This window comes from Streptomyces sp. NPDC050658 (assembly GCF_044457025.1).
GTDB lineage: Bacteria > Actinomycetota > Actinomycetes > Streptomycetales > Streptomycetaceae > Streptomyces.
On the sequence record NZ_JBITGM010000014.1, the window covers coordinates 21069 to 33225 of the forward strand.

A 12157-nucleotide genomic window follows, 5' to 3' on the forward strand; every position below is an offset into this window, starting at 1 on the left:
CCTGCGGGGGCGCCGGGGCGTCTCGGACGGGGCCCCACACTAACGGCTGGCATGAAGACAGCCCGCCGCCTGTGGATATCCCACTGGCGAAGGGCTGTTCGTTGCGCATTGATTACGGGAGATGTGTGCCGAATTGGCCGGCCTGCTCGCACGCGCCTGCGTGGCTCGCACGCGCGCGTGACGCGCGCCTGTGCGGTGACTGTCAGACGGCGGCCTTCTTCAGGCGGCGGCGTTCGCGCTCCGACAGGCCGCCCCAGATGCCGAATCGCTCGTCGTTGGCGAGTGCGTACTCAAGGCATTCGGAGCGGACCTCACAGGCGAGGCAGACCTTCTTGGCCTCGCGCGTGGAGCCGCCCTTCTCGGGGAAGAAGGATTCGGGATCGGTCTGGGCGCACAGTGCGCGCTCCTGCCAGCCGAGTTCCTCGTCCGCGTCCTCGACCAGCAGTTCCTGAACCAGCTCGGTCATGTGCGCCCCTCGTCTGTACGTGCGTCCCCGTGGTGCTGCCGTTACCGATTTCGGCTGAACGACACGAGTGAAATTACAAGTGTGCCGATCCGGGCCAGTCAAGCCGAGATCTGCTATTGGGCCCCTTATTCACTCTGCGGAACCAAGGCTATGCGGAAAGTGTTCAAATCGACATAAACCCTGACACTTGCCAGCGGCCCATCCCGAGGCGCCCCGCGACCGCCTCCCACCAGGGAAGGACGTCACGGGGATCGACCCCGTTGCAGTCGCTCGACCGAAGCGAAAGGGATCACATTCGGGTCACGTGGTCGCGACGGGGTTTACGCGCCGGTTGATGCGCCATGTGTCCCGTGCGCCGGATGCACAAACCTTTCGCCTCACAGAACAACCGGATGAGGTGAAACATATCCCACATAGCGGACATCGAGTTGACATAGAAGGTGTGAGCCGCTGTCCTGGTGGGCATGCTCGCAAACTTGGCACTCTCGACGACCCGCAGCAGCGGGCTCCTCGGTGCTGCCCACGCGCGCTGTCGCTGTTCCTGTTCCAGCTGTTGAGCCGACCTGCTTCCAGCTGTTGAACCGCTCGGATCGCGCCATTTCCGCCACTTTCACGGAGCCCGGTCCCGAGCCGCAGCCCCCGCTTCAGAGCTTCACCGCTTGAGCCTCTCCCCGCTTCACCATCCCTTCGCGACACCCCAGCACTCACGTTGAGGAACCACCGCACGATGAACAGCGACAGCGACCTCCAGATCGCCGGCGACATCCTCGAAGTCCCGCACCTCCTGCAGCCCGTCCGCGAACACCCGGCCACCGTGGCCGAGTTCGTCGGCCTGGCCCGCACCATCGCGGCCGACCGCGCCCAGTGGGCCCACCTCGTCCAGTACGACGCGACCAGCCGCTGGTACCACCGGCTGCGCACGGGGCCCGGCTACGAGGTGTGGCTGCTCTCCTGGGTGCCCGGACAGGGCAGCGGACTGCACGACCACGGCCGGTCGTCCGGCGTGCTGACCGTCCTGGACGGCGAACTGACGGAGCGTACGGAACGCGGGCAGCGCGCACTCGGCGCGGGCGCCCAGCGGGTCTTCGCGCCCGGCTACGTACACGAGGTCGTGAACGACTCCCTGGAACCGGCCGTCAGCCTGCACGTCTACTATCCCGGCCTGACCGACATGCCGATGCACGCGGCGCGGTGCGCGGCGGCGGCCGGTGCGCCTTCGGCCGGAGATGTCGTAACCGCCTGACGCGGTGTCGTACCCGCCTGACATGCTTGGCCTCATGCGCATTGTGGTACTGGCCGGCGGTATCGGCGGCGCCCGTTTCCTTCGCGGGCTCAAGAAGGCCGCGCCTGACGCGGACGTCACGGTCATCGGCAACACCGGTGACGACATTCATCTGTTCGGGCTCAAGGTCTGCCCCGACCTCGACACGGTGATGTACACGCTCGGCGGCGGCATCAACGAGGAGCAGGGCTGGGGTCGTACGGACGAGACGTTCAAGGTCAAGGAAGAGCTCGCCGCCTACGGAGTCGGGCCCGAGTGGTTCGGGCTCGGCGACCGGGACTTCGCCACGCACATCGTGCGGACGCAGATGCTCGGCGCCGGATTCCCGCTCAGCGCGGTGACGGAGGCGCTGTGCGAGCGGTGGCAGCCGGGCGTGCGCCTGATCCCGATGTCGGACGACCGGGTCGAGACGCATGTCGCCGTCACCGTGGACGGCGAGCAGAAGGCCGTGCACTTCCAGGAGTACTGGGTACGCCTTCGCGCCTCCGTGGACGCGCACGCGGTGGTGCCGGTCGGCGCCGACCAGGCCAAGCCCGCGCCCGGCGTCCTGGAGGCCATCGCCGAGGCCGACGTCGTGCTCTTCCCGCCGTCCAACCCCGTGGTGAGCGTCGGCACGATCCTCGCCGTGCCCGGCATCCGCGAGGCCATCGCCGAGGCGGACGTTCCGGTGGTGGGGCTCTCCCCCATCGTCGGGGACGCGCCCGTGCGGGGCATGGCGGACAAGGTGCTCGCGGCCGTGGGCGTGGAGTCGACGGCCGCCGCGGTCGCCGAGCACTACGGCTCGGGGCTGCTCGACGGCTGGCTCGTCGACACCGTGGACGAGGGCTCCGTGGAGCGGATCGAGTCGGCGGGCATCCGCTGTCGCGCGATCCCGCTCCTGATGACCGACGTCGACGCGGCCGCCGAGATGGCGCGGGCGGCGCTCGACCTCGCGGAGGCGGTGCGCGCGTGAGCCCGTCCCCTGCGTTCCGTGTGTGGGCCGTGCCCGGGCTGCCCGAGGTGCGGCAGGGGGACGACCTCGCCAAGCTGATCGTCGCCGCCGAGCCGGGGCTCGCCGACGGGGACGTACTCCTGGTGACCTCGAAGATCGTCAGCAAGGCCGAGGGCCGGATCGTCGAGGCGGCGGACCGCGAGGCGGCCATCGACAGCGAGACGGTGCGGGTGGTCGCGCGGCGCGGGACCCTTCGTATCGTCGAGAACCGGCAGGGCCTCGTGATGGCCGCGGCCGGCGTGGACGCCTCCAATACCCCCTCCGGGACGATCCTTCTGCTGCCGGAGGACCCCGACGCCTCGGCCCGTGCCGTGCGCGAGGGGGTGCGGGACGCGCTGGGCGTGGACGTCGGCGTGATCGTCACCGACACCTTCGGGCGTCCATGGCGCTCCGGGCTCACCGATGTCGCCATCGGGGCGGCGGGCGTGCGGGTCCTGGACGACCTGCGGGGCGGGACGGACGCGTACGGGAATCCGCTGAGCGCGACGGTCGTGGCCACCGGTGACGAACTCGCCGCGGCGGGCGACCTGGTCAAGGGCAAGGCCGGCGGACTGCCGGTAGCGGTCGTGCGCGGCCTCCCGCATGTCGTGGGAGGCGGCGCGGCGGACGAGGGGGCCAGGATCATGGTCCGTGACTCCCGGGACGACATGTTCCGGCTCGGCACGTCCGAGGCCGTCCGGGAAGCGGTCACGCTGCGGCGGACGGTGCGGGAGTTCACGGACGAGGAGGTGGACCCCGGGGCGGTGCGACGGGCGGTGGCAGCGGCGGTGACGGCACCGGCGCCGCACCACACGACACCGTGGCGCTTCGTCCTCCTGGAGTCCTCGGAGTCACGGGTACGACTGCTGGACGCGATGCGGGACGCATGGATCGCCGACCTTCGCCGGGACGGGAAGTCGGAGGAGTCGATCGCCAAGAGGGTGCGCAGGGGTGACGTACTGCGCAACGCGCCGTACCTGGTGGTGCCCTGCATGGTGATGGACGGTTCGCACCCGTACGGGGACGCCAGGCGGGACGCCGCCGAACGGGAGATGTTCGTGGTGGCGGCCGGTGCCGGAGTGCAGAACTTCCTGGTGGCGCTGGCCGGGGAGCGCCTCGGCTCGGCGTGGGTCTCGTCGACGATGTTCTGCAGGGACGTGGTCCGCCGGGTGCTCGAACTGCCGGAGTCGTGGGAGCCGATGGGGGCGGTGGCGGTGGGCCACGCGGCGGCCGATCCCAGGGCCCGGGCCGGCCGGGACGCGGGGGACTTCATCGCGGTGCGGTAGGGGCGGGCCCGGCGATGAGGCGGAGTCAGACGGCGGCCCGCCGCCCCGACCGGCAGACACAGGTACCGGCCGGGGCGGCTGATCACGCCTACCGCGTCACTTCAGATGCCGGTCGAGGAACCGGCACGCGTCCTCCAACTCGAAGGCCGGGGTGCCGAGATGCCCGCCCAGGTTGGCGTGCAGGGTCTTCTCCTTGCTGCCGAAGGCGTCGAACAGGTCCAGGGCGCGTTGCCGGGGGTTGCCGTCGTCGTCCCACTGGAGCAGGAGCAGCAGCGGAACGGTGACCTGCCGGGCCTCGGCGCGCTGGGCGCGGGGGACGTAGCCTCCGGCGAAGAGCCCGGCGGCGGCGACGCGCGGTTCGACGGCCGCGAGCCGGATGCCGAGGGCGGCCCACCCCGAGTACCCGACGGGACCGCTGATGTCGCTCAGCGCGAGGAGAGCGTCCAGGGTGGCCCGCCACTCCGGGACGGCGTCGCCGACGAGCGGCCCGACGACGGACTCGAAGACCTCGTCACCCGGCTCCCCGGCCTGCACCGCCCGGCGCATTTCGGCGCGGGCCTGTTCGTCGGCGGCGGAACGGGGCCGGTCGCCGCAGCCGGCGGCGTCGATGGTGGCGACAGCGTAGCCGCGCGCGGCGGTGTACCGGGCGCGGGCCATCAGCCGGGGGTCCCGCTTGGGCAGGCCGTTGTTGTGGGCCATCAGGACCAGCGGGGCCGGGGCGGCGGGCGTCCACAGGGTGCCGGGGATCTCGCCGAGGATGAATTCGCGTTCGAGTACGCCGTCGTCCAGGCGCTGCTGAGAAGTGAAACGCATGGTCGTGCCTTTCGGGAGTGCGCTTGATCGGCGCTCCCGGACGACCTATCGCCCGACCGTGACCCCGGAGGGGAGCACCCATGTCGAAACTGCGTTCACGGGTACCACCTCCTAGTTCTGCCGCACGGCCACGGGGAGGCTAGCAGGGGCGGGCGGGCACACCCAACGGAATTCCGCGGGGCACTGTCCCCGACTCCTCCCCCTCCCCCCGTGCCCCTGACAGGGCTCCGGCTACAGCTGCGCGATATTGCCGACCCGCATTCTCGGCTCTCTGCGGGGTGGGGTTCTGCCACTCAGGAGGATCAGGCGGGCGGCTCGGTGGCGGTGGCCCGCGTAGGGCTCCAGGAGGGCCAGCATGGCGTCGTCGTCTGCTCTGCGGTCGCCGGCGAGGGCGTAACCGATGATGCCCGGGAGGTGGAGATCGCCCACCGTCACGGCGTCGGGGGCACCGTTGCTGCGCTGGACGGTTTCCGCCGAGGTCCAGGGGCCGATGCCGGGGATCAGTTCCAGGCGGGCCTGGGCCTGGGGCGGCTCCATCGATGCCGCTTCCTCCAGGCGGGACGCCACGCGTGCGGCGCGCAGGATCGTGGACGCGCGCTTGTTGTCGACGCCGGCCTTGTGCCATTCCCAGGAGGGGATCATCGTCCAGGTCTTCGGGTCCGGCATGACGTGCAGGCGCAGGTCGGCGGGGGTGGGGCCGGGTGCCGGTTCGCCGTACCTGCGGATCAGGAGGCGCCAGGCGCGGTACGCCTCGTCGGTCGTGACCTTCTGCTCCAGGATCGACGGGATGAGGGACTCCAGGACCAGCCCCGTGCGGATCAGGCGGAGGCCGGGTCGGCGGTGCGCGGTGGCGGCGACGAGGCGGTGGCGGGGCGCGAAGTCTTCCGGGTCGTCCGATTCGCCCAACATCTGCGGAAGTCGGTCCAGGAACCAGTCGGCCCCGGGCCCCCAGGCCTCCGCTTCCACGGTGCCCGCCCGCAGGGCCACTCTCAGCGTGCCGGGGCCCTGCGGGGTACGGCTCACCCGCCAGGCGGAGCCGTCGCGGGTGGCCCGGAAGGTGGGGTCGGCGGGGCCTCGCCGCAGGGGGCCCAGGGTGAGGCCGAGGTCCAGGGGGTAGGGCGGGGTCCAGCTGCGGGTCTTGCCGGCGGTCACCTGGCGGGGCACGCCGCGCGGGATCGCCGTTTCGCCGCCGCGCACGGTGGTGCGGGTGGGGCGTGGGGCGAAACGGGATGACATCTGTACGAGGGTAGGCGTTTTCGCCGCCTGGCACGCGGAGGGCCAAGAATCCGGCCCCCCGCCCGCTAGCCGTCCACCCGCTCCTCAAGCCGGACGTTCACGCTGTCCCCTTCCCTCTTGCCGATCGCCTTGCGGACGTCGGCCTTCACGGGCAGCTTGTGCGTGCCGTCCCCCAGGGCCATGAAGGAACTCTGGAACGGATGACCGTCGATCGTGCCCCGGACCTTCACCAGGCCTCGGGTCCCGAAGAACTCAACGGACTCGGGCCACACGACGTAGGTCCAGCCACCTTTGTTCGGGCTCTTCCGCAGGGTCGCGGTGAACTGCTTGTCCATGACGGATACCGCCTCTTCAGGGGCTTGCTTCGATGGGCTTCTTCAGATGAGACGGGGGCGGCCGAGGAAACTCATCGCCGAGTGATCCACACCTGGCACGCCGCAAACGCCGCGCACCGGCTGGGCTACAGGGGGGGCTCGCACTTAGGGGCTTCTGGGATTTTCTCGGGTTGCGGCGTGTGTTGGGCGTACTGCCACCAGCGTGTGCCCCTCTATTGCAGGGCTGTGCCTGCGCGGAGGCGGGTGTCGGAGGGACGGGGTGGAGGAAAGTCCCACCCGGCCCGTCTCGCCCGTCGGCGGTGCCTGCTTCGAACAAGTCCACACCCGGCACGAAGCCTTGCCCCCACCGGGCTCCTCCCGTGTGCCGCCCGCCCTCCCGTCCGACGGTGCCTGCCTCGAACAAGTCCGCACCCGGCACGAGACTAAAGACACCGCCCACACCCCCCGTGAGCCTCACCCCTGGGCCGCTCGGTCATGCGTTCACCGGCGGTGGAGGGGTGGGTGTCAAGGGTGGAGCGGAGCGGAATCGGCGCAGCCGACGCGACGGAGGAGCGCCCTTGACTCCCACCCCGGAACCGCCAACCTCCGAGAGGCCGGGCGGCCCCGGCGCCGATCGAAGTCGCCGATCACCTCAGAGCTCCCCCCTACTGATCACCTCAGAGCGCCCCCCCTACTGATCACCTCAGAGCGCCCCCCTACTGATCAGAAGAGAACCGCACAGCCCCCGCCCCCAACCGCGCCCCGCACCAGACCCTTACGCCGTCCCTCAGTTCGTTGTCCGCGCCGACCACCGCCGCGTCGCCGATCACCGCGCCCGTGAGGACCGACCTCGGGCCCACCACCGCGCCCGCGCCGATCAGGGAGTCCGTCACCACCGCGTTCGGTTCGATGACCGCGCCGGACAGGACCGTGCTGCCGTCCACCCGCGCGCCCGAGCCGATCACCGCGTTCTCGCCGACGACCGTGCCGCCGGTGAGCTTCGCGTCCGGGGCGACCGTGGCCGAGGGCAGGACCAGGCGGTCGCCGCAGCGGCCGGGGACCGCCGGGGAGGGGGCGCGGCCGAGGACGAGGTCCGCCGAGCCGCGTACGAAGGCCTGGGGCGTGCCCAGGTCCAGCCAGTACGTGGAGTCGACCATGCCCTGGAGGTGCGCTCCGGAAGCGAGCAGGTCCGGGAACGTCTCGCGTTCGACCGAGACCGGGCGGCCCTCGGGGATCGTGTCGATGACCGAGCGCCGGAACACGTACGCACCCGCGTTGATCTGGTCGGTGACGATCTCCTCGGGGGTCTGCGGCTTCTCCAGGAAGGCCGTCACGCGGCCCGTCGGATCCGTCGGGACCAGGCCGTACGCACGCGGGTCGTCGACCTTCGTGAGGTGGAGGGAGACGTCCGCGCCGGAGTCCTCGTGCGTCGCGACGAGGGCGCGGATGTCCAGGCCCGTGAGGATGTCGCCGTTGAAGATCAGGACCGGTTCGTCCGGCCCCGAGTGGAGCTTGGACGCCACGTTGCGGATCGCGCCGCCCGTACCCAGGGGCTCGGTCTCCGTGACGTACTCGATGTGAAGGCCCAGCGCCGAGCCGTCGCCGAAGTACGGCTCGAAGACCTCGGCCAGATAGGAGGTGGCCAGGACGATGTGTTCGACGCCCGCCGCGCGGGCCCGCGCCAGCTGATGGGTGAGGAACGGTACGCCCGCCGCCGGGACCATCGGTTTGGGCGTGTGCACCGTGAGCGGACGGAGCCGGGTGCCCTTGCCGCCGACCAGGAGGATCGCTTCTGTCACCTGTCGTCTCTGCTTCCTGCTGGGGCCGGCCGAACTTGAGTCGCGGCCGGCCAGTGTATGCAGATGGCTTTGCAGATCGTGCAGTGCGACCGGGCCTCAGCGGCCCTGGTAGCGGGCCGAGGAGGACCGGGCCTTTCCTAGCTTCTTGTACAGGCGGCTTCCGGGGCATTCCGTGGCGAAACCGTCACGGTGCCCTGAGATCACATGGAGCCGGACGTTCGAACCTTTCTTGTACAGATTTCCACCGCCGGACTTCAGGTATGTCGTTCCGCGCGGGTTCGCGCCGTACAGGCCGAGCTTCCACGCGGTCAGCCGGGCGACGGCCGTCACGGCGGCCTTCGGCGGGTCCGACCAGCCGAAGGAGCCGAGGACGGCGATGCCCATGCTGTTGGTGTTGAAACCGAGAGTGTGGGCCCCAAGGACTGGCTTTGCCACACCTCCGGCACGTCCTTCGTAGATGTTTCCGCACTTGTCGACCGCGAAGTTGTAGCCGAAGTCACGCCAGCCACTGCTCTTGACGTGGTAGCGGTAGATACTGCGCAGGACGGAGCCGGCCTGTGAGCAGCGGTAGTTGTTCCCGGACGCGCTGTGGTGCACGAAGGCGGCCTTCACGGTCTTCGTGTACGCGAAATCCTTCTCACGCAGCTTCTCGTTCGCGCCCCAGCCCTTGCGCGTGATGATGCGCGGACGCGGCCCGACATACGGCCTGGCCTTGCCGTCCGTCTTCTTCTTCGCCTGCTTCGCCGCCCCCGACCCCTCCCCCGCGTCGTCCGCGTCCCCCGCGTCGTCCGCGCCGTCCGCGCCGTCCGCGCCGTCCGCGCCGTCCGCGCCGTCCGCGCCGTCCGCGCCGTCCGCGTCCTCCGGCTCACCCCGCGCCGCGATCAGATCCGACTCCGTCTCCGCCTTGCTCAGCGGAGGGATGACCGCGGCGCCCAGCGGGGCCAGCTCCGCGTTGACGGCGGACGCGGCGGCGCTCTCCGCGGTCATCGACGAGAAGCGGGGGCCGTCGGCCGGGGAGCCCTGCGGGGGCGGCTCGGCTCCGGGGTCGACGAGTTCGAGGCGCAGCCCCTTGGGCAGCGGCGCCTCCGGAGCGACGGCCGCACGGCGCACGGGCCGCTCCGGCTGCCCCAGCCGCACCGGCCGCTCCGACTGCCCCAGCCGCCCCAGCCGCACGGGCCGCTCCGACTGCTCCGACTCCGCCCGTACGCGGATCTCCACGCCGTCCGAGTCGCCGACCCACAGCGGCGCGGTGGACCCGCGGACCTTGCCGGAGATCCGCTCGGGGGCGTCCGGGTCGGCGGAGTGCTCGTGGTTGTGCGTCTCCAGGGGCTGCCAGGCGGACCAGGTGCCGGTGCCGGTGGCCCGCGTACGGACCTGGACGCTGCCGTGCAGTTCGGCGTCGGGGTTGTCCCAGACGACGCCCACGAGAGAGAAGGGACGGACCTCGCGCTGGAGCAGCCCCTGTTCGCGGGCGGGCCCCGCACGCAGGGAACGCTCCGAGCCGAGCGGGACGAGCGGGAGGGACTGAGTGCTGCCAGGAACCACGGCCGAGGACGGACCCACCGCCGGGGACTCGGCGCGGGCGGTGGACGACGGCAGGGCGAGGGGAAGGGACAGGGCGGCCGCGCACGTGACGCCGATCGAGGAAGCTAGAAATCCACGCATACGTCTGATAGTTCGCATAGCCGAGTACTTCTGTCCATCCGGGAACTGACGGACCGTCGGTTCCGCTCGGCCGAACCGGTGGTGCCCGCTCCGCCGAACCGGTGGCCCCCACTCCCCCGCCGCCCCGAGCGGCGCACCGGCACCCGCGTACCCTTGCGCGCGTGAACGCCACCGACCGCACCCCTGCCGACCTGCTGCGATCCGCGCTCGCCGCGGACCCGGGCCGCCCGCTCATCACCTTCTACGACGACGCCACGGGCGAGCGCGTCGAATTGTCCGTGGCCACCTTCGCCAATTGGGTGGCCAAGACCGCCAATCTGCTGCAGGGCGACCTCGCCGCCGAGCCCGGCGACCGGCTCGCGCTGCTCCTTCCGGCGCACTGGCAGACCGCCGTCTGGCTGCTCGCCTGTTCGTCCGTCGGGGTCGTCGCGGACGTGGGCGGGGACCCGGCCGGTGCCGATCTCGTCGTCAGCGGACCCGACACGCTGGAGCAGGCGCGCGCCTGCTCCGGGGAGCGCGTCGCGCTCGCGCTGCGGCCGCTCGGCGGGCGCTTCCCGCAGGCCCCCGAGGGCTTCGCCGACTACGCGGTCGAGGTGCCGAGCCAGGGCGACCGGTTCGCGCCGTACGCGCCCGTGGACCCGGACGAGACCGCCCTCGCGGTGGCCGGGGCCGGCGAGCTCACGGGTGCGGAGCTGGTGGAGCGGGCCCGCGCCGACGCCGCGGCGCAGGGGCTCACGCCGGGGTCCCGGCTGCTCTCCGGTCTTTCGTACGACAGCTGGGAAGGCCTGAGCTCCGGTCTGTACGCCCCGCTGGCGGCGGGCGGCTCCGTGGTGCTCTGCCGCCACCTGGACCAGCTCGGCGACGCCGGGCTCGCCAAGCGGACCGAGGACGAGCGGGTGACCGTCACCGTCCGACAGGCGTAACCCGCACCCCCCGGTAACCCGTCCCCCGTTCGGCCCACCCCAGCCCCTGGCCCGCAGGCCACCGGCGCCGCGCCGGTCCATGGTCGTAAGAGCGCACCATGCACCGAACGTCGCCACGAGGGGTGGACTCACACGTGACCGAGACCGCAGGCATGCCCTCCGGACCGGATCGCCCGGACCCGGACGGCGCCCAGCCTGAGCCGAAGGCCACGTACGCACCCGGAGCGGGCTCGAGCCCCACGGGTGCGGGCGTCGCCCGGCGCAGACGGCGGTGGCTGCGCTGGACGGCGATCGGCGCCGCCTCGGTCGTGCTCGGCGCGGCGGGCGCCGGCTGGGCGGTCTACAACAAGCTCGACGGCAACATCACCAAGGACACCGACGCCGCCGCCGAGCTGGCGCGCTACGAGAAGGAGCGCCCCACCCCGCTGGTGCACGACGCGCAGAACATCCTGCTCATCGGCTCCGACACCCGCGCGGGCCGCGGCAACAAGAAGTACGGCCGCGATCCGGGCACCCAGCGCTCGGACACCACGATCCTGCTGCACCTCGCGGCCGACCGGCAGAGCGCGACCGCGGTGTCGATCCCGCGGGACGTGATGGTGGACATCCCCAGCTGCCGCCGCCCCGACGGCTCGCGGACGCGGGCCCAGTTCGCGCAGTTCAACTGGGCGTACGAGTTCGGCGGCACCGCCTGCACGATCCGTACCCTCGAGAAGCTGACGAAGATCCGGATCGACCATCACATGGTGATTGATTTCGCCGGGTTCAAGGACATGGTCGACGCGGTCGACGGCGTGGAGGTCTGCCTCAAGACCCCGATCAAGGACAAGGACGCCAAGGTCAAGCTGGCCGCGGGCCGGCAGACCCTCGACGGCGAGCAGGCGCTCGGCTATGTGCGGGCCAGGAAAAGCCTCGGCAACGGCAGCGACACCGACCGGATGGACCGCCAGCAGGAGTTCCTCGCGGCGCTCGTCAACAAGGTGCGGAGCAATGACGTCCTTCTCAATCCGGCGAAGCTGTATCCCGTTCTCGACGCGGCGACTTCCGCGTTGACGACTGATCCGGGGCTCGCGAGTTTGCGTGGTTTGTACGAACTGGTGCGCGGCATGCGCAACATCCCCACAGAACGGGTGCAGTTCCTGACAGTGCCCCGGCGTTCGTATGTCTACGACGCCAATCGCGATGAACTCGTCGAGCCCGCCGCCGACGAACTCTTCACGCGGCTGCGCACGGACGCGCCCCTCAAGGTGCGCGAGAAGCCCGTACAGGCGGTGCGCGAGGACGCCGGGGACGGCTCGGGGGACGGCGGCGACGAGAAGCCGGACGACCCCTCGCATACGCCGAGCCCCGCACCCACATTCCGGGGCAACACGGCCGCCGGAACGGCCTGCGGGTAAAGGCAT

11 protein-coding genes are annotated in these 12157 nt (G+C 71.3%); 5 read left to right on the plus strand and 6 right to left on the minus strand.

Annotated features, from left to right (window positions below; all coding sequences use genetic code 11):
* Nucleotides 1-202: 202 nt before the first annotated feature.
* A complete protein-coding gene (locus ACIBKX_RS35525; RefSeq protein ID WP_016642094.1) occupies nucleotides 203-466 on the minus strand; it encodes a WhiB family transcriptional regulator in 264 nt (87 codons plus the stop codon).
* Nucleotides 467-1193: 727 nt separating this feature from the next.
* Between ACIBKX_RS35525 and ACIBKX_RS35530 the strand changes: the two genes are divergently transcribed.
* The 3 genes from ACIBKX_RS35530 to ACIBKX_RS35540 are packed head-to-tail and all read left to right on the plus strand — an operon-like array spanning nucleotide 1194 to nucleotide 4004.
* The gene (locus ACIBKX_RS35530; protein WP_363277145.1) at nucleotides 1194-1709 is read left to right on the plus strand and encodes a cysteine dioxygenase family protein; all 516 of its coding nucleotides are present in this window, start codon (nucleotides 1194-1196) and stop codon (nucleotides 1707-1709) included.
* Nucleotides 1710-1743: 34 nt separating this feature from the next.
* Entirely contained in the window at nucleotides 1744-2700 is a 957-nt protein-coding gene (gene cofD / locus ACIBKX_RS35535; protein ID WP_363277144.1) for a 2-phospho-L-lactate transferase, read from the plus strand.
* Nucleotides 2697-4004, plus strand: a complete 1308-nt coding sequence (locus ACIBKX_RS35540; RefSeq protein WP_363277143.1) for a coenzyme F420-0:L-glutamate ligase — start codon at nucleotides 2697-2699, stop codon at nucleotides 4002-4004. Before cofD ends, ACIBKX_RS35540 begins: the two co-directional genes overlap by 4 nt.
* 96 nt (nucleotides 4005-4100) lie before the next feature.
* Here ACIBKX_RS35540 and ACIBKX_RS35545 read toward each other — a convergent pair whose 3' ends face one another.
* From ACIBKX_RS35545 to ACIBKX_RS35565, 5 genes are all read right to left on the minus strand, one after another.
* On the minus strand, nucleotides 4101-4817 hold the full coding sequence (locus ACIBKX_RS35545; RefSeq protein ID WP_363277142.1) for an alpha/beta hydrolase: 717 nt from the start codon (nucleotides 4815-4817) through the stop codon (nucleotides 4101-4103).
* Between the two features lie 231 nt (nucleotides 4818-5048).
* Nucleotides 5049-6053: a DNA-3-methyladenine glycosylase 2 family protein gene (locus ACIBKX_RS35550; protein ID WP_363277141.1), complete on the minus strand. Its 1005-nt coding sequence runs from the start codon at nucleotides 6051-6053 to the stop codon at nucleotides 5049-5051.
* A gap of 65 nt (nucleotides 6054-6118) precedes the next feature.
* On the minus strand, nucleotides 6119-6388 hold the full coding sequence (locus ACIBKX_RS35555) for a DUF1905 domain-containing protein (RefSeq protein WP_363277140.1): 270 nt from the start codon (nucleotides 6386-6388) through the stop codon (nucleotides 6119-6121).
* Nucleotides 6389-7083: 695 nt separating this feature from the next.
* Entirely contained in the window at nucleotides 7084-8166 is a 1083-nt protein-coding gene (locus ACIBKX_RS35560; RefSeq protein ID WP_363277139.1) for an NDP-sugar synthase, read from the minus strand.
* Between the two features lie 96 nt (nucleotides 8167-8262).
* On the minus strand, nucleotides 8263-9831 hold the full coding sequence (locus tag ACIBKX_RS35565) for an N-acetylmuramoyl-L-alanine amidase (RefSeq protein ID WP_363277138.1): 1569 nt from the start codon (nucleotides 9829-9831) through the stop codon (nucleotides 8263-8265).
* A gap of 161 nt (nucleotides 9832-9992) precedes the next feature.
* Here ACIBKX_RS35565 and ACIBKX_RS35570 point away from each other — a divergent pair, with 161 nt between their 5' ends.
* A complete protein-coding gene (locus ACIBKX_RS35570; protein ID WP_363277137.1) occupies nucleotides 9993-10754 on the plus strand; it encodes a TIGR03089 family protein in 762 nt (253 codons plus the stop codon).
* Between the two features lie 134 nt (nucleotides 10755-10888).
* Complete coding sequence (locus ACIBKX_RS35575) at nucleotides 10889-12151, plus strand: LCP family protein (protein ID WP_363277136.1); 1263 nt, start codon at nucleotides 10889-10891, stop codon at nucleotides 12149-12151.
* Nucleotides 12152-12157 lie beyond the last annotated feature (6 nt).

Coding starts and splice junctions, on each gene's coding strand:
- cofD (WP_363277144.1), top strand. CDS start 1,744: ATGCGCATTGTGGTACTGGCCGGCGGTATCGGCGGCGCCCGTTTCCTT.
- ACIBKX_RS35550 (WP_363277141.1), bottom strand. CDS start 6,053: ATGTCATCCCGTTTCGCCCCACGCCCCACCCGCACCACCGTGCGCGGC.
- ACIBKX_RS35530 (WP_363277145.1), top strand. CDS start 1,194: ATGAACAGCGACAGCGACCTCCAGATCGCCGGCGACATCCTCGAAGTC.
- ACIBKX_RS35555 (WP_363277140.1), bottom strand. CDS start 6,388: ATGGACAAGCAGTTCACCGCGACCCTGCGGAAGAGCCCGAACAAAGGT.
- ACIBKX_RS35565 (WP_363277138.1), bottom strand. CDS start 9,831: ATGCGTGGATTTCTAGCTTCCTCGATCGGCGTCACGTGCGCGGCCGCC.
- ACIBKX_RS35525 (WP_016642094.1), bottom strand. CDS start 466: ATGACCGAGCTGGTTCAGGAACTGCTGGTCGAGGACGCGGACGAGGAA.
- ACIBKX_RS35545 (WP_363277142.1), bottom strand. CDS start 4,817: ATGCGTTTCACTTCTCAGCAGCGCCTGGACGACGGCGTACTCGAACGC.